20 protein-coding genes are annotated in these 22,927 nt (G+C 73.4%); 9 read left to right on the forward strand and 11 right to left on the reverse strand.

Going from position 1 to position 22,927, the window contains the following annotated elements:
• Nucleotides 1–18: 18 nt before the first annotated feature.
• The 5 genes from ACWD4U_RS28980 to ACWD4U_RS29000 form a co-directional block, all read right to left on the reverse strand.
• Nucleotides 19–849 (reverse strand): sulfurtransferase, encoded by an 831-nt coding sequence (locus tag ACWD4U_RS28980; protein WP_363461709.1) that lies wholly within the window; start codon nt 847–849, stop codon nt 19–21.
• Nucleotides 850–929: 80 nt separating this feature from the next.
• Complete coding sequence (locus ACWD4U_RS28985; protein WP_363461707.1) at nt 930–1,580, reverse strand: thymidine kinase; 651 nt, start codon at nt 1,578–1,580, stop codon at nt 930–932.
• A gap of 44 nt (nt 1,581–1,624) precedes the next feature.
• Complete coding sequence (locus tag ACWD4U_RS28990) at nt 1,625–2,785, reverse strand: alkaline phosphatase family protein (RefSeq protein WP_363461705.1); 1,161 nt, start codon at nt 2,783–2,785, stop codon at nt 1,625–1,627.
• An 8-nt stretch (nt 2,786–2,793) separates the two neighbouring features.
• Nucleotides 2,794–3,378 (reverse strand): DUF5998 family protein, encoded by a 585-nt coding sequence (locus ACWD4U_RS28995; protein WP_363461703.1) that lies wholly within the window; start codon nt 3,376–3,378, stop codon nt 2,794–2,796.
• 116 nt (nt 3,379–3,494) lie between these two features.
• Nucleotides 3,495–6,266: a bifunctional acetate--CoA ligase family protein/GNAT family N-acetyltransferase gene (locus tag ACWD4U_RS29000; RefSeq protein ID WP_363461701.1), complete on the reverse strand. Its 2,772-nt coding sequence runs from the start codon at nt 6,264–6,266 to the stop codon at nt 3,495–3,497.
• Between the two features lie 154 nt (nt 6,267–6,420).
• Between ACWD4U_RS29000 and ACWD4U_RS29005 the strand changes: the two genes are divergently transcribed.
• The 3 genes from ACWD4U_RS29005 (at nt 6,421) to ACWD4U_RS29015 (ending at nt 7,860) form a co-directional block, all read left to right on the forward strand.
• Nucleotides 6,421–6,699, forward strand: a complete 279-nt coding sequence (locus ACWD4U_RS29005; RefSeq protein WP_363461699.1) for an HPr family phosphocarrier protein — start codon at nt 6,421–6,423, stop codon at nt 6,697–6,699.
• A 188-nt stretch (nt 6,700–6,887) separates the two neighbouring features.
• Nucleotides 6,888–7,544 (forward strand): AzlC family ABC transporter permease, encoded by a 657-nt coding sequence (locus ACWD4U_RS29010; protein ID WP_449787344.1) that lies wholly within the window; start codon nt 6,888–6,890, stop codon nt 7,542–7,544.
• On the forward strand, nt 7,537–7,860 hold the full coding sequence (locus ACWD4U_RS29015; RefSeq protein WP_363462306.1) for a branched-chain amino acid transporter permease: 324 nt from the start codon (nt 7,537–7,539) through the stop codon (nt 7,858–7,860). The genes ACWD4U_RS29010 and ACWD4U_RS29015 overlap by 8 nt, the downstream gene beginning before the upstream one ends.
• Before the next feature lie 67 nt (nt 7,861–7,927).
• On the opposite strand, the gene ACWD4U_RS29020 is transcribed toward ACWD4U_RS29015, so the two are convergent.
• The 3 genes from ACWD4U_RS29020 to ACWD4U_RS29030 all read right to left on the reverse strand — a co-directional run bounded on the left by ACWD4U_RS29020 (nt 7,928) and on the right by ACWD4U_RS29030 (nt 12,171).
• A complete protein-coding gene (locus ACWD4U_RS29020; RefSeq protein WP_449787345.1) occupies nt 7,928–9,121 on the reverse strand; it encodes an RtcB family protein in 1,194 nt (397 codons plus the stop codon).
• 336 nt (nt 9,122–9,457) lie between these two features.
• A complete protein-coding gene (locus ACWD4U_RS29025; protein ID WP_363460158.1) occupies nt 9,458–10,825 on the reverse strand; it encodes a M16 family metallopeptidase in 1,368 nt (455 codons plus the stop codon).
• A gap of 14 nt (nt 10,826–10,839) precedes the next feature.
• The gene (locus tag ACWD4U_RS29030; RefSeq protein ID WP_363460100.1) at nt 10,840–12,171 is read right to left on the reverse strand and encodes a M16 family metallopeptidase; all 1,332 of its coding nucleotides are present in this window, start codon (nt 12,169–12,171) and stop codon (nt 10,840–10,842) included.
• Nucleotides 12,172–12,395: 224 nt separating this feature from the next.
• Between ACWD4U_RS29030 and ACWD4U_RS29035 the strand changes: the two genes are divergently transcribed.
• Nucleotides 12,396–14,843: a DNA gyrase/topoisomerase IV subunit A gene (locus tag ACWD4U_RS29035; protein WP_363460102.1), complete on the forward strand. Its 2,448-nt coding sequence runs from the start codon at nt 12,396–12,398 to the stop codon at nt 14,841–14,843.
• Between the two features lie 105 nt (nt 14,844–14,948).
• Here ACWD4U_RS29035 and ACWD4U_RS29040 read toward each other — a convergent pair whose 3' ends face one another.
• The gene (locus tag ACWD4U_RS29040) at nt 14,949–15,764 is read right to left on the reverse strand and encodes an MBL fold metallo-hydrolase (protein ID WP_363460104.1); all 816 of its coding nucleotides are present in this window, start codon (nt 15,762–15,764) and stop codon (nt 14,949–14,951) included.
• A gap of 90 nt (nt 15,765–15,854) precedes the next feature.
• Here ACWD4U_RS29040 and ACWD4U_RS29045 point away from each other — a divergent pair, with 90 nt between their 5' ends.
• Nucleotides 15,855–16,454 carry a TetR/AcrR family transcriptional regulator gene (locus ACWD4U_RS29045; RefSeq protein ID WP_363460105.1) on the forward strand — a complete coding sequence of 200 codons (600 nt, stop codon included), beginning with the start codon at nt 15,855–15,857 and terminating at the stop codon, nt 16,452–16,454.
• A gap of 65 nt (nt 16,455–16,519) precedes the next feature.
• On the forward strand, nt 16,520–17,422 hold the full coding sequence (locus tag ACWD4U_RS29050) for a sucrase ferredoxin (protein WP_363460107.1): 903 nt from the start codon (nt 16,520–16,522) through the stop codon (nt 17,420–17,422).
• 15 nt (nt 17,423–17,437) lie between these two features.
• Here the strand turns inward: ACWD4U_RS29050 and ACWD4U_RS29055 are convergent, their stop codons facing one another.
• Nucleotides 17,438–18,130 (reverse strand): response regulator, encoded by a 693-nt coding sequence (locus ACWD4U_RS29055; RefSeq protein WP_363460109.1) that lies wholly within the window; start codon nt 18,128–18,130, stop codon nt 17,438–17,440.
• The gene (locus ACWD4U_RS29060; RefSeq protein ID WP_363460111.1) at nt 18,127–19,773 is read right to left on the reverse strand and encodes a sensor histidine kinase; all 1,647 of its coding nucleotides are present in this window, start codon (nt 19,771–19,773) and stop codon (nt 18,127–18,129) included. Before ACWD4U_RS29060 ends, ACWD4U_RS29055 begins: the two co-directional genes overlap by 4 nt.
• Nucleotides 19,774–20,023: 250 nt before the next feature.
• On the opposite strand from ACWD4U_RS29060, the gene ACWD4U_RS29065 reads away from it, so the two are divergent.
• The 3 genes from ACWD4U_RS29065 to ACWD4U_RS29075 all read left to right on the forward strand — a co-directional run bounded on the left by ACWD4U_RS29065 (nt 20,024) and on the right by ACWD4U_RS29075 (nt 22,878).
• Complete coding sequence (locus tag ACWD4U_RS29065) at nt 20,024–20,860, forward strand: ABC transporter ATP-binding protein (protein ID WP_363460113.1); 837 nt, start codon at nt 20,024–20,026, stop codon at nt 20,858–20,860.
• 38 nt (nt 20,861–20,898) lie between these two features.
• Nucleotides 20,899–21,765 carry an ABC transporter permease gene (locus ACWD4U_RS29070; protein ID WP_363460115.1) on the forward strand — a complete coding sequence of 289 codons (867 nt, stop codon included), beginning with the start codon at nt 20,899–20,901 and terminating at the stop codon, nt 21,763–21,765.
• Between the two features lie 69 nt (nt 21,766–21,834).
• Complete coding sequence (locus ACWD4U_RS29075; protein WP_363460117.1) at nt 21,835–22,878, forward strand: ABC transporter substrate-binding protein; 1,044 nt, start codon at nt 21,835–21,837, stop codon at nt 22,876–22,878.
• Nucleotides 22,879–22,927 lie beyond the last annotated feature (49 nt).

Consider the following 22,927-nt stretch of genomic DNA (forward strand, 5'->3'; position numbering starts at 1 on the left):
CCCTAGACGTTTGCCACTTCAGGCAGTTGCTACCGGGTTCTCCGGGTTCGCGGACCACTCGCTCCACGAGCCCGGGTAGAGCGCGATGCCCTCGAAGCCCGCGACTTCCAGCGCGAGGAGCTGGTGCGCGGCGGTGACGCCGGAGCCGCAGTAGACGGCGGTGGGGGTGGTGGGGGTGAGGCCGAGGGCGGTGAAGCGGGTGGTGAGGGTGGCGGCGGGGAGGAAGTGGCCGTCGGCGGTGAGGTTCTCGGCGGTGGGGGCGGAGATCGCGCCGGGGATGTGCCCGGCCCGCGGGTCGATGGGCTCGGTCTCGCCACGGTAGCGCTCCCCGGCGCGGGCGTCGAGCAGCAGGCCGCTGGTGGCGAGGTCGGCGGCCCCGGCGGCGTCGACGGTGGGGAGGTGGCCGGGGTCGACCTTGAAGTCGCCGTCGGCGGGGGCCGGGGTGTCGGTGGTGAGCGGGTGACCGGCGGCCTGCCAGGCGGCGAGGCCTCCGTCGAGGACGCGGACGTCGGTGTGGCCGGCCCAGCGCAGCAGCCACCAGGCGCGGGCGGCGGAGAGCGAGGGGCCCGCGTCGTAGGCGACCACGGGGCGGTCGCCTCGGACCCCGGCCCGGCGCAGCGCGGTGGCCAGGCGTTCCGGGTCGGGCAGCGGGTGGCGGCCGGCCGGGCCGGGCGGGTCGGCGAGCTCGTGGTCCAGGTCGAGGTAGTGGGCGCCGGGCAGGTGGCCCTTGGCGTACTCCTCGGCGCCGGGCGGGCCGCCGAGCTGCCAGCGGATGTCGAGCAGCACGGGCGGCTGCGCGGAGTCGAGCGCGGCGGCGAGGTCGGCGGCGGTGATCAGGGGCGAGGTCATGTCGCCCATTGTGGCGCGCGCCGGGCGGCGCCGGGGCGAGGTCGCCGGTCAGGACACGTGGCGCAACACTCGACGGACCGTCAGGAACCCTCGAAGGGGAGGACGTCCGGGGAGAGCACGGCGGCGCGGGCGGTGGCGGCGGTGAGCCGGCGGCGGTGGTGGCGGCGGCAGAGCACCTCGTAGCCGATCTCGTCCTCGTTGACGGCGACGTCGCCGACCACGACCTGTGCTCCCTCGACGACCATGACGCCGCCGACGGTGCGGGCGTTGTGGGTGGCCCGGGCGCCGCACCAGCAGAGTGCCTCGACCTGGAGGACCTCGACCCGGTCGGCGAGTTCGATCAGGCGCTGGGAGCCGGGGAAGAGCCTGGTGCGGAAGTCGGTGGTGATTCCGAAGGTGAACACGTCGATGCCCAACTCGTCGACGATGCGGGCGAGTTGGTCGATCTGCCCGGAGTCGAAGAACTGTGCCTCGTCGCAGATCAGGTAGTCGACCTTGCCGCCGGCGGAGAGCAGGTGGACCACGTAGGACTGGAAGTCGAAGTTGTCGCCGACCTCGACCGCGTCGGCCCGCAGGCCGAGCCGGCTGGAGATGATGGCGGTGCCGGCCCGGTCGTGGCGGGTGAAGATGATGCCCTGGCGGCCGCGGGCGGAGTGGTTGTGGTCCATCTGGAGGGCCAGCGTCGACTTGCCGCAGTCCATCGTGCCCGAGAAGAACACCAGTTCAGCCATGGGTGGAGCGTCAGCCTTTCGGGTGGGGGTTCGGGCGCGGGCGGTCAGCCGCGGACTTCGAGCAGCGGGACCAGCTGCTCGACCGGAGTCATCGAGCCGTGCAGGCCGACCATCTGGGACTCGCCGGGCTCCTGCCGGGAAGCGATCACCGCGATGTCGTCGCGGGCGGCGGCGACCACGTCGCCGATCCGGTGGTAGACCCGGCTGTCCACCGCGGGGCCGAACCAGCCCGCGTCGATGGCCTGGTCGCGGGTGGCGACCCACATCCGGTCGCCCAGCACCTCGCTCCACACGGCGTGCACGTCGTTGGCCGCGCCGGAGACCGCGTAGACGTGCCGGGCCCGGCCCTCGCCGCCGAGCAGGGCGACGCCGGCCGACAGCTCCCAGTCCTCGTCGAAGTCGATCCGGTCCTCCTCGGCGATGTCGATCATGCCGTGGTCGGCGGTGACGTACAGCGCGGAGCGCGGCGGGAGCTGCTCGGCGAGCCGACGGGCCAGCCGGTCGACGGTGTGCAGGGTGAGCCGCCACTCGTCGGAGTCGACGCCGAAGCGGTGCCCGGCCGCGTCGAGTTCGCTGACGTAGGTGTACACCAGCGCGCGGTCGTGCTCGGCGAGCCAGCGGGCCGCCTGGTCCATCCGCTCCTCGCCGGTGGTACGGCCGAGGAAGGTGCCGCCGGAGAGGGCGACCTGGGTGAGCGGGGTGGCGGCGAACAGCGGCGAGGAGACCTGGGCGGTGGCCACCCCGGCGTCGTGCGCCTGCTGGAAGACGGTCGGGTAGGGCTGCCAGGCGTGCGGGTCGAGCGGCGGCTGCCAGCGCAGCTGGTTCATCAGCTGGCCGGTGCCGGGGATGGCGACCGTGTAGCCGGCCAGGCCGTGCCGGCCGGGCGGCAGGCCGGTGCCCACCGAGGCCAGCGAGGTGGCGGTGGTGGACGGGAAGCCGGCGGTGAGCGGGCTGCCCGCCGCGACCAGGGAGGTGAGGAACGGCGCCCAGTCGGGGTGACGGCGGATCAGTTCCCAGCCGAGGCCGTCGACCAGGAAGACGCAGACCCGGTCGGCGGGCTCCAGCGGCAGGGCGCGGGCGTAGCCGTCCACGCCGAGGCCGGCGGCCACCGTGGGCAGCAGGTCGCTGAGGGCGGCGGTGCCGTAGCGGGGGGCCGGGGCGTCGGCGGGGTCGAGGATCTCGAAGGAGTCGTGGCCGAGGTGCATGCGCGAGCTCAGACCCCGGTCACGGTGGCCTCGGACAGCGCCCGGGCGAAGACCAGCGCCTGGGTGACCGTCTCCGGACCGTCGCCGGCCTCGCTGACCCGCAGCGACAGGTCGTCGGCCGTCGCCGAGCCGGTGTAGCCGTGGTCCGCCTCGCAGTTGGGGTCGGAGCAGCCCGCGGGCTCCAGGTCGAGCCGCTGCACGGCGCCCCACCCGATGGTGAGGACGACCTCGCGCGGCAGGGTGCCGGGGGTGTAGGTCTCGGGGTTGGCGACCATGCGGCTGACCACCACGGAGTTGATCCGGTCCAGGCGGACCGTCTCGGTGGAGGTGGTGGCGTACGGGACGGGGGTGGCCGCGTCGCCGTTCTGCTCGTCGGTGTGGCTGACCACGAAGCGGGACGGGGTGAGCACCAGCACGGTGACGTGCCGGCGGACCTCGTTGGCGTCGAAGGTGGTCTCCTGGTGCACCAGGTACGAGGTGATCGGCTCAGCGCCCACCGCGGACTCCACCGCCTCGGAGACCAGCGCCGGGTAGTAACCGCTGCGCTCGATCGCGGACCGCAGGTCCTGCGTGGTGGTACCGGTCTTCGCCATAACTCCATCCTGGCATGTCCCGCCGCTCCGGCGGGTGGCACTGCGCCGGGTCTGCCGGGCTTCCCCGGAGGTCCGCCCTCGCGCCGCCCGGTCTGCGGGCAGGCAACCACGCAAGGTTACAGGGTGCTCATGGCGCGCGGCCCCAGATCGGTGCGGACCGGCAGCGGTGCGATCCGCACCGTGGCGCCCAGCACGGCGAGGCCCTGCGGGGCGACCACGACCGGTTCGAGGTCGACCGAGGCGACCTCCGGAAGGTCGTCGACCAGCCGGGAGACCCGCAGCAGCATCTCCTCCAGCGCGTCGGTGTCGACCGCCTCCGCGCCGCGCCAGCCGAACAGCAGCGGGGCGGCGCGCACCTCGCGGATCAGCTCGGCGACGTCCCGGTCGGTGGCCGGGACCAGGCGGTGCGCGACGTCGCCGAGCAGTTCGGCGGGGGCGCCGGCCAGGCCGAAGGAGAGGATGGTGCCGACCGCGGAGTCGACCGAGGCGCCGATCACGGTGTCCACGCCGCGCGGGGCGAGCCGCTGCACCACCAGCCTGGCCTGCGCGGCGCCGCCGAGCAGCGCGTCCAGCTCCCGGTGGGCGCGGCGCAGTTCGGCCTCGCTGGTGAGGTCGAGCCGGACGCTGCCCAGGTCGGGCCGGTGCCGCAGGTGCTCGGCGGTGGCCTTCAGCGCGACCGGGTAGCCGAGCGTGGCGGCCGCCTTGACGGCGCTCGCCTCGTCGGGCGCGGACAGCGTCGGGCTGACCGGGATGCCGTAGGAGCGGAGCAGTTCGAGGGCCTCCGCGTCGGGCAGGGTGACCCTGGCGCCGCCGGCCTGCAGCCGGGCGGCGACCGCCTCGCGGCTGGTGAGGGCCCGCTCGACCAGCGCGGCCGCGGCGGCCTCGTCCACCCCGTCGAGTTCCGGCACCCGGGCGGTCTCCTCGGCCTCGGCGCTGCGTCGGCGCCACTTGGCGTAGCGGACGGCATCCGCGAGGGCGTGCACGGCGCGTTCCGGCGTGGGGTAGGCGGGCACCCGCCCCGCGCGCAGCCGTTCGACCAGGCCGGGCAGGGCGAGGTGGGCGAGCAGCAGCGGCTTGCCTAGTTCGCGGCCGCGGACGGCGGCGTCCAGCAGCGCCTGGGCGATCTCCGGGTCGTCCTCCAGCAGTTCGGGCGCCGGGTCGGGGCCGTGCACGCCGATCGGCGGGATGGCGACGGCGATCACCGCGTCGACGCTCGGGTCGCTGAGTGCGGTGTCCAGCGCGATCCGGAAGTTCTCGCCGGTGGCGCCGGTGGTCAGGTCGACGGGGGTGCGCGGGCGCAGCCCCGCGCTGAGGCAGGCGTCGTAGGTGAGCAGTCCGAGCGAGTCGGAGTTGCCGACCACGGCGACCCTGCCACCGGCCGGCAGCGGCTGGCCGGAGAGCAGTTCGCCGGTGTCGAACAGTTCGGTGATGGTGTCGACCCGGATCACCCCGGCCTGCTGGAACAGCGCGTCGACGGTGGCGTCGCGCAGCCGGGTGGCGGCGGGCTGCACCGCGTGGCCGGGCGGCAGGCTGCCGGTGTGCCGGGCGCCCTTGAGCACCACGACCGGCTTGGCGGCGGCCAGCCGGCGGGCGATCCTGGTGAACTTCCGCGGGTTGCCGAAGGACTCGAGGTAGAGCAGCACCACCTCGGTGGCGTCGTCCTCCTCCCAGTACTGCAGCAGGTCGTTGCCGGAGACGTCGGCGCGGTTGCCGACCGAGGCGAACGAGGAGATCCCGAGCCCGCGCCGGTGGGCGGCCTCCAGCAGCGCGACGCCGATCGCACCGGACTGGCAGAACACTCCGAACGGTCCGCGGTCCGGCATCACCGGCGCCAGCGAGGCGTTCAGCCGGTGCGTCGGATCGGTGTTGACCAGCCCGAAGGCGTTCGGTCCGATCACCCGCATCCCCGCCGCCCGGGCCTGCCGCACCAGTGCCCGCTGCCGGTCGCGCCCGTCCGGCCCGGTCTCCGCGTACCCGGCGGTGACCACCACCAGGCCCCGGACGCCGTGCGCCCCGCACTCGGCGACCGCCTCCGGCACCGCGGGCTCCGGCACCACGATCACCGCGAGGTCGACCGGCCCGGGGATCTCCAGCACCGACCGGTGGGTGGCCACCCCGTCCAGCAGCGTCCCGCGCTCGGCGCTGCGGTTCACCGCGTACACCGGCCCGTCGAACCCCGCCCCGATGTCCCGCAGCACCGCCCGGCCGACCGACTGCGGGTTGCGCGACACCCCGATCACCGCGACCGAACGGGGCGTCAGCAGCCGCTGCACGGACCGGGCTTCGGCGCGGTGCTCACGCGCCCGCATCACCGCCAGCGACGCGGCGGTCGGCTCCAGGTCGAACTCGAGGTGCACCACGCCCTCGGCGAAGCTGCGCCGCTGGGTGTACCCGGCGTCGGTGAACACCTTCACCATCTTCCGGTTCTCCGGCAGCACCTCCGCGGTGAACCGGCGGATCCCGCGCTCCTGCGCCACCGCCGCGATGTGCTCCAGCAGCGCCGAGGCGATGCCCCGGCCCTGGTGCGCGTCCTGCACCAGGAACGCCACCTCGGCGTCCGTCCCGGTGGTCGACGGCATCCCGTCCCGGTCGATCCGGTCGTACCGGACGGTGGCGATGAACCGGTCCCGCACCACCAGCGCCAGGCCGACCCGGTTCACGTAGTCGTGGTGGGTGAAGCGGCGCACGTCCTTGTCGGACAGGTGCGGGTACGGGGCGAAGAAGCGGAAGTACTTCGACTGGTCCGAGACCTGCTCGTAGAACTCGACCAGGCGGTCCGCGTCGCCCGGGGTGATCGGCCTGATCCGGGCCGTGCCGCCGTCGCGCAGCAGGACGTCGGCCTCCCAGTGCTGCGGGTAGCCGTGCTCCGCTTCCACCTCGTGGTCCACGGTCGCCAGCGTAGCCGTCGGCGAGCCTGATGGCGCCTAGCGTGCGCCGCACGGCAGGCTGGGCGGCGCGGTGTCGGGGCGCTGTTCCCGGACCGGCGTGTCACACTGGTCTAGACAACCTGCACCACCCTGCACCACCGGAAAGGCACCTCTCATGGCTGAGCGCCGCGTCACCATCGGTTGGGCCGAGGGCCTGCACGCCCGTCCCGCCTCCATCTTCGTCAAGGCCGTGACCTCCACCGGCGTCCCGATGACGATCGCCAAGGAAGGCGGCGCCCCCGTCAACGCCGGCTCCATGCTCGGCCTGCTGGCGCTCGGCGCGGAGGGCGGCGACACGGTGGTCCTCACCGCCGACGCGGAAGGCGCGGACGCCGCGCTCGACCGCGTCGCGAAGATGGTCCACGAGGGCTTGGACGAACTGCCGGCAGCGTAAGCGCCACCAGGGGCTCTGGGGGTACCTCCCGGCCCCCTCGGGGCTGGGGGCGGAACTGCGAGGCGAGTGGCGGTTAGGTCTCAGGACGGCTGGTGCTCTTGGATACGTCCATGCGCCCAGACCTCACAGCGCCCCGTGACCCCGACCGCCCCATACCCCCGCCGTTCCCCGGGCCCCTGACGGGGCCCATGGCATCAGCTGCGAAGGACACCCTCGGCGTCGGGCTCGGCCTGTTCCCGCTGGGTGTGGCTTTCGGGGTGTTGATGGTGCAGAGCGGGTTCGCCTGGTGGTGGACGCCGGTGTTCTCGTCGTTGATCTACGCCGGTTCGCTGGAGTTCCTCGCGATCGGGCTGTTCCTCGCGGTGACGCCGCTCGCGTCGATCGCGGTGACGACGTTCCTGGTGAACTTCCGGCACGTGTTCTACGGGCTGTCGTTCCCGTTGCACCGGATCCGCGGGCGGGCCGCCCGGGTGTACGGGGTCTATGCGCTGACCGACGAGGCGTACGCGCTGGCCTCGGCCCGGCCGGGGTTGACGGGGCGTCGGATCGTGGCGATCCAGGCGTTCTGCCAGGCGTACTGGGTGCTCGGCGGGGTGACGGGGGCACTGGTGGGCGCGGCGCTGCCGGGGACGGTGCGGGGGCTGGACTTCGCGTTGACGGCGCTGTTCGCGGTGCTGGCGGTCGACGGCTACCGGGCCACCCGGGACGTGCCGGGTCCGGTACTGGCGCTGCTGTGCGCGCTGGTCGCGCTGGTGCTGGCGAAGGGTCAACTGCTGCTGGTGGCACTGGGGTTGTACGTGGCGGCGCTGGCCGTGCGGTACGTACTGAGGGGGCGTCGTGCCTGAGTGGCGGTACGTGCTGGCGGGGCTGCTGGTGATGTTCGCGGTGACGGTGGGCCTGCGCGCCGCACCGTTCGTGCTGCTGGGGCGGGTGCGCGAGTCGGGTCTGCTGCGTTTCCTGGCGGCGACCATGCCGACGGGCGTGATGGTGATCCTGACCGTCTACACGCTGCGCGATCTGCGCCTGACCGCGGCCCCGTACGGGCTGCCCGCGCTGGCGGGGCTGGGCGTCACGCTGGGCCTGCACCTGTGGCGGCGCAACGCGCTGCTGTCGATCGTGGCGGGAACGGCGGTGTACGTGCTGGCCCTCCAGGTGAGCTGAGGGCACGGACGGCCGAAACAGGGCCGGGGCGGCAGACCCCGGCCCTGCTCACACGTCCGACGCCGCGTCAGCCCTTGACGCAGATCACCTGCTTGAGGTGCGCCACCACCTCGACCAGGTCCCGCTGCTGGGACATGACCTTCTCGATCGGCTTGTACGCACCGGGGATCTCGTCGACCACGCCGGCGTCCTTGCGGCACTCGACGCCGGCGGTCTGCTCGACCAGGTCCTTGGTGGTGAACCGCTTCTTGGCGGCGGTCCGGCTCATCTTCCGGCCGGCGCCGTGCGAGGCGGAGTTGAAGGAGGCCGCGTTTCCGAGGCCCTTCACGATGTACGAGCCGGTGCCCATCGAACCGGGGATGATGCCGTACTCGCCGGAGCCGGCCCGGATCGCGCCCTTGCGGGTGACGAGCAGGTCGACGCCGTCGTAGCGCTCCTCGGCCACGTAGTTGTGGTGGCAGGAGATCATCTCGCCGAAGGTGGCCTTGGCCTTGGGCAGTTCGCGGCGGACCGCGTCCTGGAAGAGGGCCATCATCAGCGCCCGGTTGTGCTTGGCGTACTCCTGCGCCCAGAACAGGTCCGACCGGTAGGCGGCCATCTGCGGGGTGTCCGCGATGAAGACCGCGAGGTCCCGGTCGATCAGGCCCTGGTTGTGCGGGAGGGACTGGGCGATCGACATGTGGTGCTCGGCGAGCTCCTTGCCGATGTTGCGCGAACCGGAGTGCAGCATCAGCCAGACCGCGCCGTCGTCGTCCAGGCAGAGCTCGATGAAGTGGTTGCCGGAGCCGAGCGTCGCCATCTGCTGGGCGGCCCGCTCGCGCCGCCAGCGGACCTCGGGGGCGATCCCGTCGAAGCGCTGCCAGAAGTCGGCCCAGCCGGCGGTGCCGTAGCCGTGCAGGCGGAGCGGGTCGACCGGGTCGGAGTGCAGCCCGCGGCCGACCGGGATGGCCCGCTCGATCCGGTGGCGCAGGTGGGACAGGTCGTCCGGCAGGTCCTTGGCGGTGAGCGAGGACTTGACCGCGGTCATCCCGCAGCCGATGTCGACGCCGACCGCGGCCGGGCAGACCGCGCCCTTCATGGCGATGACGGAGCCGACGGTGGCGCCCTTTCCGAGGTGGACGTCCGGCATCACGGCGAGGCCGTGCAGCCAGGGCAGCGTGCTGATGTTGCGCAGCTGCTGCATGGCCTGGCCCTCGACGGTGGCCGGGTCGGTCCACATCCGGATGGGTACGCGGGCGCCGGGAACCTCGGTGTACGACATGGGTGATCGACCTCCTGGGTCGCTAAGTTCATGGTGCCGCACGAGGACGCCCGGTGCGGCGGCGGGGAAGCGCGGGGGCACGGCGGGACGGCCGTGCGGAAGGACAGCGCCGGGCGAGGACTGCTCAGGCGGTATAAGCACAGCGCAGGGGCAGTCTCGGGGAGCGTCGTCGTTGCTCGACCCGCATGGTGACCGCCTCCTCTCGCGTGCGTGGGACCGCGCGTCTCTCGCGCTGTCGGGGGATATCTACCCATGGCCCGGTGGAGCCGCACAAGCCATTAAACGAGCCGGGGGCCCGGCGGAGCGGACGCTCCGTCAGGCCCCCGTCAGGGTGGGTCAGTTGGCGATGACGGTGACGTCGCCGATGTTGAGCGCCTTGACCGGCTCGGCGATCACCGAGGCGTCGCCGACCAGCACGGTGACCAGCCGGTCCGGCGGGAAGGCGGCGACCACGGCCTGGGTGGCGGCCTCGGTGTCGAGTTCGGCGAGCTGCCGGTAGAACTCGGCCTGGTAGTCGGTCGGCAGGAACTGCTCGACCTGGTCGGCCAGGGTGGCGGCTACCGAGCCGGCCGTCTCGTACTTGAGCGGGGCGACGCCGACCAGGAACTGGACGGCCTCCTCGCGCTCGGAGTCGGTCAGCCCCTCGGCGGCCAGCGTGCGCAGGATCTTCCAGGTGTCCTCCAGCGCGGGCGCGGTGGAGGCGGTGTCGACCGAGCCGCTGATCGCCAGCATGGCCCGGCCGGAGCCGTCGGCGACCGAGCGCAGCGGCTGGGCGAAGGCCCGCACGCCGTAGGTGTAGCCCTTCTCCTCGCGCAGCACCCGGTCCAGCCGGGAGGTGAGGGTGCCGCCCAGGCAGTAGGTGCCGAGGATCTGCGCGGCCCAGAGCGGGTCGTGCCGGTCGGGGCCGATCCGGCCGATCAGCAGCTGGGTCTGCACCGAGCCGGGCCGGTCGACGATGACCACGCGGCCGGCGTCGTCGGCGGTGACCGGGGCGTGCGCGGAGGGCTCGGCGGCCTCGCCGGTCCAGCGGCCGAGGGTGGACTCCAGCAGCGCGGCCAGGTCGACTCCGGTGAGGTCGCCGACCACCACGGCGGTGCCGGTGGCGGGCCGCAGGTGGGTGTCGTAGAACGCCTTGACGGCGGCCCGGTCGATCTTCTTGACCGTCTCGGTGGAGCCGGCCCGGGGCCGGGAGAGCCGGTCGGCGGCCGGGAACAGGGTGGCGGAGAGCGCCTTGGCGGCGCGCCGGGCCGGGTTGGCCTGCTCGTGGACGATCTCGTCGAGGCGGTTGGCGACCAGCCGCTCGATCTCCTCCTCGGGCAGCGCCGGGACCCGCAGCGCGTCGCCGAGCAGGGTCAGGCCGCGCTCCAGGCGGGAGGCCGGGACCTCCAGCGAGACCCGGATGCCGGGGTGGTCGGCGTGCGAGTCCAGGGTGGCGCCGGCCCGCTCCAGTTCACCGGCGAACTCCTCGGCGGTGAGGGTGTCGGTGCCCTCGTTGAGCGCCCGGGCGAGGATCGACGCGACGCCGTCCAGGCCGTCGGGCTCGGCGGCCAGCGGGGCGTCCAGCACCACGTCGACGGCGACCAGCTGCTGGCCGGGACGGTGGCAGTGAAGCACCGTCATGCCGTTGGCCAGGGTCAGCCGTTCGGGCGCCGGGAACGCCCACGGGGTGGGGGTGCCGGGCTGCGGCTGGGGGTGGAACTCCATCACGGGGGTGTCGCTCACGCCGCCGCCTCCTCGTCCTGCTCGTCCTGGTCGTCGTTCTCGTCGGTGGTCGGCTCGTACACCAGCACGGCCCGGTTGTCGGGGCGCAGCCGGGCGGCGGCCACCGCCTTGACCTCGTCGGCGGTGACGTCCAGCACCTTCGGCAGTGCGCTGTTGACCAGCGCCGGGTCGCCGAACAGCACGGCGTAGCGGCAGAGTTCGTCGGCGCGGCCGGCCACTGTGGTGAGCCGGTCCAGCCACTCGCGCTCGATCTGCGCCTGGGCGCGCTCGAGTTCCTCCGCGGTGGGGCCCTCGGCGGCGAACCGGGCGAGCTCCTCGTCGACGGCGGTCTCGATCTGCTCGACGGTGGCTCCGGCGCCGGCCTTGACGTCGAGCCAGCCGAGCGAGGGGGCGCCGGCCAGCCGGAGCAGGCCGAAGCCGGCCGCGACGGCGGTGCGGTCGCGACGCACCAGGCGGTTGTAGAGCCGGCTGGACTCGCCGCTGCCGAGGATGGTGAGCGCCAGGTCGGCCGCGTCGGCCTCGCGGGTGCCGTCGTGCGGCAGCCGGTAGGCGGCCATCAGGGCGCGCGAGGGGACGTCCTCCTCGACCAGTTCGCGGACCTCCCGGCCGATGGTGTCGGGCAGGGAGCCGTCGCGCGGCGGCTGCTTGCCGTCGTGCGCGGGGATGGTGCCGAAGTACTTCTCCACCCAGGCGATGGTCTGCTCGGGGTCGAGGTCGCCGACGATCGCCAGCACCGCGTTGTTGGGCGCGTAGTACGTCCGGAAGAACGCCCGGGCGTCCTCCAGGGTGGCGGCGTCCAGGTCGGCCATCGAGCCGATCGGGGTGTGGTGGTAGGGGTGGCCGTCCGGGAAGGACAGCGCGGTGAGCTTCTCGAACGCGGTGCCGTAGGGCACGTTGTCGTAGCGCTGGCGGCGCTCGTTCTTCACCACGTCGCGCTGGTTCTCCATGGACGTGTCGTCCAGGGCGGCCAGCAGCGAGCCCATCCGGTCGGCCTCCAGCCAGAGCGCGAGCTCCAGTTGGTGGGCCGGCATGGTCTCGAAGTAGTTGGTGCGCTCGAAGCTGGTGGTGCCGTTGAGCGAGCCGCCCGCACCCTGGACCAGTTCGAAGTGGCCGTTGTTGGACACGTTCGCCGAGCCCTGGAACATCAGGTGCTCGAAGAGGTGGGCGAGGCCGGTACGCCCCTTGACCTCGTGCCGGGATCCCACGTCGTACCAGAGGCAGACCGCGGTGACCGGGGTCAGGTGGTCCTCGGAGAGCACCACGCGCAGGCCGTTGGCCAGGCGGTGTTCGGTGATGGCGAGGCCGCTCGAGGGGGCGGGGTTGGCCATGCGGGGTCCTTCCCGTCGTCGGGTTCCGGGGTGTCCGGGCCGGGGGAGTCTGGCGTCCCCATTGTGGTGCAACGCCCCGGCCCGCCGTGAGGTGTCCGCGCACGGGACGCGTTCGCCAGGGGCGGAAGCGGCCCGGGTGGCGGGGGGTGTCGGCCCGAGGGTCCACAATGGGGGCGTTCACGCCCGCGTCAGCCCACATACGTACCGCAAGGAGCACCGCAGCGATGGCCCGCCGCAACTCGCCCACCCCGCCGCCCGGTGACTTCGAGGAGCGCATCCTCGACGTCGATGTCGTGGACGAGATGCAGGGCTCGTTCCTCGAGTACGCGTACTCGGTGATCTACTCCCGGGCGCTGCCCGACGCCCGCGACGGCCTGAAGCCGGTGCACCGCCGGATCCTGTACCAGGCCAACGAGATGGGGCTGCGGCCGGAGCGCGGCCACGTCAAGTGCGCGCGCCTGGTCGGCGAGGTGATGGGCCGTCTGCACCCGCACGGCGACGCGTCGATCTACGACGCGGTGGTGCGCATGGCGCAGCCGTTCTCGATGCGGCTGCCGCTGATCGACGGTCACGGGAACTTCGGCTCGCTGGGCAACGACGACCCGCCGGCCGCGATGCGCTACACCGAGTCGCGGCTGACCGCGGCCTCGATGTCGCTGGTGGAGTCGATCCACGAGGACACCGTCGACTTCAGCCCGAACTACGACGGCTCCGAGCAGGAGCCGCAGGTGCTCCCCTCGGCCTTCCCGAACCTGCTGGTCAACGGCGCGACCGGGATCGCGGTCGGCATGGCCACCAACATGCCGCCGCACAACCTGACCGAGGTGGTGGCCGCCGCCCGGCACCTGATCAAGCACCCGACGGCTGACCTGGACACCCTGATGCGGTTCGTCCCGGGTCCGGACCTGCCCACCGGCGGCCGGATCGTCGGCCTGTCCGGCATCCGCGACGCGTACGAGTCCGGCCGCGGCACCTTCAAGATCCGCGCCACCACCTCGATCGAGGACGTGACGGCCCGCCGCAAGGGCATCGTGGTCACCGAACTGCCGTACACGGTCGGTCCGGAGAAGGTGATCGCGAAGATCAAGGACCTGGTCAACGCGAAGAAGCTGCAGGGCATCGCCGACGTCAAGGACCTCACCGACCGCGAGCACGGCCTGCGGCTGGTCATCGAGGTGAAGAACGGCTTCGTGCCGGAGGCGCTGCTGGAGCAGCTCTACAAGCTGACGCCGATGGAGGAGACCTTCGGCATCAACAACGTGGCGCTGGTGGACGGCCAGCCGCTGACGCTGGGTCTGAAGGAGCTGCTGGAGGTCTACGTCGACCACCGGTTCACGGTGGTCAAGCGGCGCAGCGACTTCCGCCGCCGCAAGCGCCAGGACCGCCTGCACCTGGTCGAGGGCCTGCTGATCGCGCTGGTCGACATCGACGAGGTGATCGCGCTCATCCGCAGCAGCGACGACGCCGGCCAGGCCAAGGACCGCCTGATGGAGCGGTTCGGGATCTCCGAGACGCAGACCGCGTACATCCTGGACACCCCGCTGCGCCGCCTCACCCGCTTCGACCGGGTGGAGCTGGAGGCCGAGCAGGCCAAGCTGCTCACCGAGATCGCCGAGCTGACCGAGATCCTCGACTCGGACACCAAGCTGCGCTCCGTGGTCTCCGCCGAACTGGCCGCCGTGTCCAAGCAGTTCGGCACCGCGCGGCGCACCGTGCTGCTGGAGGCGGGCGCCGCGCCGGCCGCCGCGCTGGCGGTGCCGCTGGAGGTCGCGGACGACCCGTGCCGGGTGATGCTCTCCTCCACCGGGCTGCTGGCCCGCACCTTCGACCTGGAGCCGCTGACCGGAGAGGTGACCCGCGGCAAGCACGACGCGGTGGTCTCGGCGGTGCCCGCCACCGCGCGCGGCGACATCGGCGTGGTCACCTCGGCGGGCCGGGTGCTGCGGATGCCGGTGATCGACCTGCCCGCGCTGCCGCCCGGTTCGGCGGCGCTCGCGGGCGGCGCCACGGTCTCCGAGTTCCTCCGGCTGGACGAGGACGAGCGGGCGCTGGCGCTGACCACGCTCGACGAGTCCTCGCCGGGCCTGGCGCTCGGCACGGTGCAGGGCGTCGTCAAGCGGGTGGTGCCGGAATGGCCCGCCAACAAGGACGAGTTCGAGGTGATCGCGCTCAAGGACGGCGACACCGTGGTCGGCGCGGTCGAGCTGCGCACCGGCGAGGAGGACCTGGTCTTCCTGACCTCCGACGCGCAGTTGCTGCGCTACCCGGCGGGCCAGGTCCGGCCGCAGGGCCGCCCGGCCGGCGGCATGGCGGGCATCAAGCTCGCGGACGGCGCCCGGGTGCTCTCGTTCACCGCGGTCGACCCGGCCGACGACGCGGTGGTGCTCTCGGTGGCCGCCGCCTCCGGCACGCTGAACGGCGAGGAGCAGACCAGCTGGAAGCTCACCCCGTTCGACCAGTACCCGCGCAAGGGCCGGGCCACCGGCGGCGTGCGGGTCCAGCGCTTCCTGCGCGGCGAGGACGGCCTGGCCTTCGCCTGGGCGGGCCCCGTCCCCGCCCTCGGCGCGAGCGCGACCGGCCAGCCGGTCACCCTGCCCGAGCGCGATCCGCGCCGCGACGGCTCGGGCACCCCGGTCACCACCCCGATCGCCGCGGTGGGCGGCCGGATGTGAACTGACGCTCCGTCACCACGGTGACGCCTCGTCACCCGGACGGCGGGGGCACTCCTTCGAGTGCCCCCGCCGTTTCGCGTCCCCGCCGCCGCCGTGCGCTGCGGGCTACTCCCCCGCCAGGCGGGCGAACTCCCAGGGGTCGTGGGCGCTGAACGGCAGCACCTCGTCGCCGTGGTCGCGGACGAGTTCGCGCAGGCGGGCGTGGTTGCCCAGGCGCAGCGGGCGGTCGACCTCGGTGAGTCGCTGGAGCACGTCCATGCCGGGGTGGCCGTGCGGGTGGTCCGGGTCGATCTCGCGGTGGAAGTAGTAGGCGTCGCCGCAGTGCAGCAGCCAGCGCGCGCCGTCCCGGACCGCGACGGCGGCGTGCCCGGCGCTGTGCCCGCCGAGCGGGACCAGGGCCAGCTCCGCCGCGAGGCCGGGCAGCGGGCGCACCGCGTCGAAGCCGAACCAGGGCTCGCCCTCGGCCACCCGGTGGACCGCCCAGTCGGGGCGGTGCGCCCAGTGCGCGGGCCGGTAGCGGATCCGCTCCTCGGGGTGCGACCCGAGGGCGCCGAGCGCGGCGCGCTGCTCGGCCTCCAGGACGTGGACCTTGGCGTCCGGGAAGTCCGGCAGGCCGCCCGCGTGGTCGAGGTCGAGGTGGGTGAGCAGGATGTGCCGGACGTCGCGCGGGTCGTGGCCGGCGGCCCTGACCTGGTGCAACGCGGTCTCGGCGAGGTCGAGGACGGGCTGGGCGCGGCCCTGGAACTCGGGGCCGAGGGTGCGGTCGGGCGTGGCGACGTCGGCGGTGCCGAGTCCGGTGTCGACCAGCACCAGGCCGTCCCGGTCGGTCTCCAGCAGCAGGCAGTGGCAGACCGCGGGGCGCTGCTCGCCCCGGTGCTCGATGGTGCGCAGCGAACCGCAGTTGAGGTGGTGGATCCGCATCCGTCCTCCTTCGGACGTGGCCGGCCGCCCGCCAGGAATAGCGAACGACCGATCGTTATTAGCGAACGGTCGTCAGGTTATGCTCGGTCCATGAGCCCGCGCAAGTCCGCCGCCGAAGCCGCCGCCACCCGCGCCCGGATCGTCGACCGCACCCTCGCCCTGGCCCTGGCCACCGGGCTGGAGGGCGTCACGATCGGGGTGCTCGCCGAGGACCTCGGCATGAGCAAGGCGGGCGTGGTGGGCCCGTTCGGCAGCAAGGAGGAGCTCCACCTGGCCGTGCTGGACGAAGCGGTCGACCGGTTCCGGAGGGAGGTGCTGGCCCCGCTGGCCGGTGCCCGCCCCGGAGTCGGCCGGCTCGTCCGGGCCCACCGGGCGTGGTTCGACTGGATGGCCGCCGACGGGCACGGCGGCTGCTTCCTCGCCGCGGTGGCCGCCGAGTTCGACGGCCGACCGGGCGCCGTCCGCGACCGGGTCCGCGAGGCGTTCGCCCGCTGGGACGGCTTCGTCCTCGGCGAGCTCGAAGCCGCCCTCGCCGCAGGCGAGTTGCCCGCCGACAGCGACCTGCCCCAGCTGGTCTTCGAACTGCGCGGCGCCGCCCTCGCCGCCGACCAGGGCCTCCAGCTCTGGCACGACCCGCAGGCCACCGCCCGGGCGACCCGCGCCGTCCGCCGCCTGCTCGGCCACGACTGACGGCCGGCGGGCGTCCGGCATCCGGCCGGGAGGGCCGCCGGCCCGCCGGGACATAGGGTGGGCGGGTGAGCACCTGTACCGCGCTGTCGGCCGAGCTGACCGAGCCGCTGAGCGCCACCGCCGCGACCGCCACCACCTGGCTGCTGCTCGAACAGCCCGGCCCCTGGGGCGCGCAGGCCCTGACCGGCAGTCACCTCGACCCCGAGCTGGGCGCCGCCCTCGACCGGGCCGCCGAGGGCAGCGGCGTGCGGATCGCACTGATCCGCCGCCCCGGCCGCCACGCGGACACCGACACCGCCGCCGGCCACGAAGTGCTGATCGCCCACACCGCACCCGGCCGCTCCTGGGTGCGCCGCACCCGGCTCGACGCGCCCGACCCACTGCTCGACCTGGACTTCGCCGCCCTCGGCGCGGGCGAGCACGGCGGCTTCGGCACGGACCACGTCGGCGGCCCGATCGCCCTGGTGTGCACCAACGGTCGCCGCGACCGCTGCTGCGCCCTGCTCGGCCGGCCGCTCGCCGCCGACCTCGCCGCCGCCGCGCACAGCGAGGTCTGGGAGGTCACCCACCTCGGCGGCCACCGCTTCTCCCCCACCATGCTGGTCCTCCCGTACGGGTACGCCTACGGCCGGCTGACCCCGGAGTCCGCCAAGGAGGTGCTCGCCGCCACCGCCGCCGGGCACACCGCCCTGGAGCACGCGCGCGGCCGCTCCTACTGGCCCCGCCCCGCGCAGGCCGCGGAGCACGCGGTGCGCGAACTGACCGGCGAGACGGCGGTCGACGCCCTGACGCTGCGCCAGCAGGCGACCGGCGACGGGTGGTCCGTGGAGGTCCACCACACCGACGGCCGCAGCTGGAACGCCACGGTCGGCGAATCCGCGAGCCGGCCGCCCCGCCCGGAGAGCTGCGGCAAGTCCCCGGGCACCCCGTCCCGCATGGACGTCCTGAGCCTGCGTCAGGTGCGCTGAGCGCGCTTCCCGGCGTCAGCTCGCCCGGTACCGGTGCTCCGGCCTTCCCGTCGTGCCGTAGCGCAGCTCCAGGCGGGCCAGGCCCTCGCGGACCAGGTAGGAGAGGTAGCGCTGGGCGGTGGCCCGGGAGACGCCGGTCTGCTCGGCGACCTGGGCGGCCGACAGGTCGGCGCGGGCGCCGCGCATGGCGGCGAGCACCAGGGAGAGCGTCGGCGCGGAGTGGCCCTTCGCCGGGAGGGCCGGGACGGCGCTGGGCCGGGCCGCGCTGAACAGGGCGTCGACCTCCGCCTGGCCGGCCTCCGCGGCGGGGTCCAACGCGGCCACCCGGTCGCGCAGTTCGCGGTAGGCCCCGAGCCGGTCCGCCAGCGCGGCGAACCCGAACGGCTTCACCAGGTAGCCGGTGGCGCCGAGTTGCATCGCCGCCCGGACCGAGGCGACGTCGTTGGCCGCGGTGATCATCAGCGCGTCCGGTCGCGCGGCGTCCCGCGGCTGCTCGGCGACCAGCAGGCGCAGCAGGTCCAGGCCGCTGCCGTCGGGCAGGTAGACGTCCAGCAGCAGCAGGTCGGGGCGCAGCTCGCGGACCGCCTCGGCCGCGGCCGCCACCGAGCCGGCCTGGCCGACCGTCTCGAAGCCCTCGACCCGGCCGACGTACGCGGCGTGGATCGCGCTCACCCGGAAGTCGTCGTCCACCACCAGGGTCCGGATCACCGCGCCACCTCCCACTCGCGTTCGTCCAGGGCCGGGGCGACGGTGAAGACGGCGCCGAGCGGCGCCGGGTCCTCGTCGGGCAGCGGCAGCCGGACGGTGAAGACCGCGCCGGGGCCCTCGCTGACCGTGATGGTGCCGCCGTGCCGCTGGACCAACCGGTGCACCAGGGCCAGACCGAGACCGCGCCGGGCGGTGCCCCGGTCGGGGCTGGTCGACCAGCCGTCCTCGAAGATCGCCTCGGCGGAGCCGGCCGGGACGCCGGGGCCCGAGTCCGCGACCCGCAGCAGGACCTCCTGCTCGCCCTCCACCAGGGTGAGTCGCACGCTGCCGCCGCCGCCGGCCGCTTCGACGGCGTTGTCCAGCAGGTTCCCGGCGATGGTGAGCAGCCGCCGCAGGTGGCCGGGCTGCTCGCCGAGCCGGGAGTCCTCGGTCAGCTCCAGCCGCACGCCGCGCTCGGCGGCGACCGCGGACTTCGCCACCACCAGCCCGGCCATCAGCGGGTTGCCGATCCGCTCCCGGACCGCCTCGGCCTGCGCGGCGGCGGCCTGCCCGAGTTCCACGGCGTACTCCAGCGCGGCCCGGTGATCGCCGAGTTCGAGCAGTCCGGCCAGCGTGTGCAGCCGGTTGGCGAACTCGTGCTGCTGCGCCCGGAGCGCGTCGGTCAGCCCCCGGACGGAGTCCAACTCGCGGAGCAGGCCGACCAGTTCGGTGCGGTCCCGGACGGTGACCACGGCCCCGAGCGCGCGGCCCTGGAGCACCACGGGCATCCGGTTGACGGCCAGGCAGTGGCTGTCGGTGAGGACGGTGAGGTCGACCCCGGCGAGGGTGCCGTCCAGCGCGCGGCGCAGCCGCCCGTCGGGCAGCAGCTCGTCGAGCGGGGAGCCGAGGGCGGTGCCGAGTCCGAGCAGCCGGCGGGCCTCGTCGTTGACCACGGTGACCCGGCCCTGCGGGTCGAAGGCCAGGACGCCCTCCTTGATGCCGTGCAGCATCGCCTCGCGGTCCTGCAGCAGGCCGGCGATCTCGGCGGGCTCCAGGCCGAAGGTGGTGCGCTTGAGGCGGCGGGCCAGCAGGTACGAGGCGCCGGCGCCGACGGCGAGCGCGAGCGCGGCGTACACCGCGATGGTGGCGAGTTCGCGGCGCAGCCGGCCGAGGACGTCCTTCTCCGCGATGCCGACCGAGACCTCGCCGACGATGGTCCCACTGGGGCCGCGCAGCGGGGCCTTGGCGTTGGCGGAGCGGCCGGTCGCGCCGTTGTCGATGCCGGTGCTGTAGCCGCCGTCCAGCACGGTCAGCGGCTCGTCGACCTGACGGCCGACCAGGTCGGGCATCGGGTGCGAGTGCCGGACCCGGTCCAGGCCGATCACCACCACGTAGCTGGCCTCGGTCTCCCGTTCGATCCGGCCCGCCACCGACTGGATCAGGTCGTCACCGACGCCGTACTCCATCGCGGTGCGGATCTGCGGGTCGGCGGCGGTGGTGCGGGCGATCGCGAGGGCGCGCTGCTGGTACTCGCGGTCGAGCTGGGCGCGCTGCGCGTAGCCGAGCAGCACGAAGCCGACCCCGCTGGTGACGGCCAGGATGGCGAGCTGCCCGGCCAGGATGCGGGTCCAGAGTTTCCGGCCCTGGCCGGTGCGTCGAGCCATCGGGCCCACCTCCGTACGGCGTGCGCCCCCCTTCGCGCGTGTCTGCTGCCAGGTGAGTGTGCCTGGTCGCGGGCGGTTTTCCCAGTCCCGGGGCGGTGCGCAGAACGAGCAGAACCCGCCGCAACGCGATGAACCTCCGCAATGACCGCAAGACTGCCGCCCGTTGCAGGCGCCGCCCTACCTTCTGCTCACCGCCCGGTCCCCTCTCCTCGGACCGGGCGCAGGACCGGAGCACAAGGTGGTGCAGACAGTGAACGAGACAGACCGAGGTGCGGTGCCCGCGATCGAGCTGCGGGCGGCGACCAAGCGGTTCCGCACCCCGTCCGGCGGGGTGTACACCGCGATGCGGGGCCTCGACCTGACGGTCGCCCCGGGCGAGTTCTGCGCGGTGGTCGGGCCGACCGGCTGCGGCAAGTCGACCACCCTGTCGCTGGTGTCCGGGCTGGAGCCGGCCAGCGAGGGGCAGACCCTGATCCACGGCGCGCCGGTGGACGGCATCGACCCGCGGGTGGGCTTCATGTTCCAGGCCGACGCGGTGTTCCCGTGGAAGCCGGTCCTGGACAACGTGGCCGCCGGGCCGCTGTTCCGCGGCGTGCCCAAGCAGGAGGCGCTGGCCAAGGCCCGCGACTGGCTGCGCCGGGTCGGCCTGTCCGGCTTCGAGGACCGCCTGCCGCACCAGCTCTCCGGTGGCATGCGCAAGCGGGTGGCGCTGGCCCAGACGCTGATCAACGAGCCCGAGATCCTGCTGATGGACGAGCCGTTCTCGGCGCTGGACGTGGAGACCCGCAAGATCGTCCAGGACGAGCTGCTGGCGCTGTGGGAACTCACCCGCCCCGCGGTGGTCTTCGTCACCCACGACCTGGAGGAGGCCATCGCGCTGGCCGACAAGGTCGTGGTGCTCACGGTCGGCCCGGCCACCGTCAAGGACGTCTTCACCATCGACCTGCCCCGCCCCCGCAAGGTCCAGGAGATCCGCTTCCACCCGCGCTTCATCGAGCTGTACGAGCAGATCTGGGCCAGCCTGCGCGACGAGGTGCAGCTCGCGTACGCCCGCACCACCGGCACCGAAGCGATCGGAGCCGCGTGATGACCGCCCTGCACCCGGCCCCCCTCAGGAGCGAGACCATGACCACCGCCACCGCCGACACCCCGTCGGTCTCCGAGTCCGAACTGCTGCGTTCGGCCAGGACGCGGCTGCGCCGCCGCCGGCTGCTCGTGCTGCTCGCCCAGGTCGCCCTGGTGGCGGTGGTGCTGGGCGGCTGGCAGCTCGGCGCGGACCAGGGCTGGCTGGACACCTTCACCTACGGTTCGCCGTCCGGGGTGTGGGAGCAGCTGCACACCTGGTTCACCGAGGGCACCGCGCTCGGCTCGATCTGGTCGAACATCGGCGTGACCATGCAGGAGACCGTGCTCGGCTTCCTGATCGGCACCGCCGCGGGCGTGGTCTGCGGCGTGGCGCTCGGCCGGGTGCACCTGCTGGCGGAGGTGGCGGCGCCGTTCATCAAGGCCGCCAACTCGATCCCGCGGATCGTGCTCGGCTCGATGTTCATCATCTGGTTCGGCCTCGGCCCGAGCGGCAAGGTCGCGCTGGCCGTGGTGCTGGTCTTCTTCTCGGTCTTCTTCAACGCCTTCCAGGGCACCCGCGAGGTGGACCGCAACCTGATCGCCAACGCCCGGATCCTGGGCGCCTCGCAGTGGCAGGTGACCCGCCAGGTGGTGCTGCCCTCCGCGATGACCTGGATCATCGCCTCGCTGCACGCCGCGTTCGGCTTCGCACTGATCGGCGCGATCGTCGGCGAGATGCTCGGCGCCCAGGCGGGCCTGGGCCAGCTGATCGCCACCGCCCAGGGCAACTTCAACGCCGACGGCGTGTACGCCGGAACGCTGGTGATCGCCGTGCTGGCGCTGCTCGCCGAATTCCTGGTGACCCGGTTCGAGAAGCGGGTGCTGCGCTGGCGCCCCACCCAGCTCTCCGCCGACTCCGCACTCTGACCCCCCGTCATTCCCCCACCCCGCACCACCCCCGTAGGACTCCCCCACCCCCACCCGAAGGAGCCAGCAATGAAGCTGGGCAGAACCGTCCTCGCCGTCTCCGCCTGCGCCGTCCTGTCGTTCTCGCTCACCGCCTGCGGCGGTGGCGGCGCGAAGAAGGCCGCCACCAACGCGGCGGGCGAGGCCACCGTGAAGATCATGGTCGGCGGCCTGGACAAGCAGATCTACCTCCCGATCAAGCTGACCGAGCAGCTCGGCTACTTCAAGGCCCAGGGCCTCAACGTGGAACTGTCCAACGAGCCCGCCGGCGTCGGCGCGGAGGACGCCATGCTGGCCGGGCAGGTGGACGCGGTCGGCGGCTTCTACGACCACAACATCGACCTGCAGTCCAAGGGCAAGGAGACCGTCTCGGTCGTGCAGCTGCTGCAGGCGCCGGGCGAGGTGGAGATGCTCCGCACCGACCTCGCGGACAGCGTCAAGTCGCCCGCCGACTTCAAGGGCCGCAAGCTCGGCGTCACCGGCCTGGGCTCCTCCACCAACTTCCTCACCCAGTACCTGGCGGAGAAGAACGGACTGAAGCCGGGCGAGACCACCTCGGTCGCCGTCGGCGCGGGCTCGACCTTCGTCGCGGCCATGCAGAACAAGCAGATCGACGCCGGCATGACCACCGAGCCGACCATCTCGATGCTGCAGCAGAAGGGCCTGGCCCAGCCGCTGATCGACATGCGCACCGTCGAGGGCGCCAAGGCCGCGCTCGGCGGCACCTACCCGGCGTCCTGCATCTACCTCACCGCCGACTACGTGAAGAAGAACCCCGAGGTGGTGCAGAAGCTGGTCAACGCCTTCGTCCAGACGCTGAAGTGGATCAACACGCACAGCGCGGCGGAGATCACCGACAAGATGCCCGCCGACTACTACTCCGCGGTCGGCAAGGACGTGTACACCAAGGCCCTGGAGAACGAGAAGGGCATCTACTCGCCGGACGGCCTGATGCCCGCCGACGGCCCGCAGACGGTGCTCGGTGTGCTGTCCGCCTTCGACCCGACGGTCAAGGGCCACACCGTGGACGTCAGCAGGACCTTCACCAACGAGTACGTCCAGAAGGCGAAGTGACGCACCGGAGCCCCGCACGCCAGGTGCGGGGCTCCGGCCTGTTCCCGAC

The sequence above is a fragment of the Kitasatospora sp. NPDC002522 genome (assembly GCF_053595195.1).

Excerpts from the sequence above, each read along its gene's own strand:
- ACWD4U_RS29040 (WP_363460104.1), bottom strand. The coding sequence starts at position 15,764 with ATGCGGATCCACCACCTCAACTGCGGTTCGCTGCGCACCATCGAGCAC.
- ACWD4U_RS29020 (WP_449787345.1), bottom strand. The coding sequence starts at position 9,121 with ATGTCGTACACCGAGGTTCCCGGCGCCCGCGTACCCATCCGGATGTGG.
- ACWD4U_RS29070 (WP_363460115.1), top strand. The coding sequence starts at position 20,899 with ATGACCACCGCCACCGCCGACACCCCGTCGGTCTCCGAGTCCGAACTG.
- ACWD4U_RS29030 (WP_363460100.1), bottom strand. The coding sequence starts at position 12,171 with ATGGCCAACCCCGCCCCCTCGAGCGGCCTCGCCATCACCGAACACCGC.
- ACWD4U_RS29025 (WP_363460158.1), bottom strand. The coding sequence starts at position 10,825 with ATGGAGTTCCACCCCCAGCCGCAGCCCGGCACCCCCACCCCGTGGGCG.
- ACWD4U_RS28980 (WP_363461709.1), bottom strand. The coding sequence starts at position 849 with ATGACCTCGCCCCTGATCACCGCCGCCGACCTCGCCGCCGCGCTCGAC.
- ACWD4U_RS28995 (WP_363461703.1), bottom strand. The coding sequence starts at position 3,378 with ATGGCGAAGACCGGTACCACCACGCAGGACCTGCGGTCCGCGATCGAG.
- ACWD4U_RS28990 (WP_363461705.1), bottom strand. The coding sequence starts at position 2,785 with ATGCACCTCGGCCACGACTCCTTCGAGATCCTCGACCCCGCCGACGCC.
- ACWD4U_RS29075 (WP_363460117.1), top strand. The coding sequence starts at position 21,835 with ATGAAGCTGGGCAGAACCGTCCTCGCCGTCTCCGCCTGCGCCGTCCTG.
- ACWD4U_RS29005 (WP_363461699.1), top strand. The coding sequence starts at position 6,421 with ATGGCTGAGCGCCGCGTCACCATCGGTTGGGCCGAGGGCCTGCACGCC.
- ACWD4U_RS28985 (WP_363461707.1), bottom strand. The coding sequence starts at position 1,580 with ATGGCTGAACTGGTGTTCTTCTCGGGCACGATGGACTGCGGCAAGTCG.
- ACWD4U_RS29010 (WP_449787344.1), top strand. The coding sequence starts at position 6,888 with ATGGCATCAGCTGCGAAGGACACCCTCGGCGTCGGGCTCGGCCTGTTC.
- ACWD4U_RS29045 (WP_363460105.1), top strand. The coding sequence starts at position 15,855 with ATGAGCCCGCGCAAGTCCGCCGCCGAAGCCGCCGCCACCCGCGCCCGG.
- ACWD4U_RS29035 (WP_363460102.1), top strand. The coding sequence starts at position 12,396 with ATGGCCCGCCGCAACTCGCCCACCCCGCCGCCCGGTGACTTCGAGGAG.
- ACWD4U_RS29060 (WP_363460111.1), bottom strand. The coding sequence starts at position 19,773 with ATGGCTCGACGCACCGGCCAGGGCCGGAAACTCTGGACCCGCATCCTG.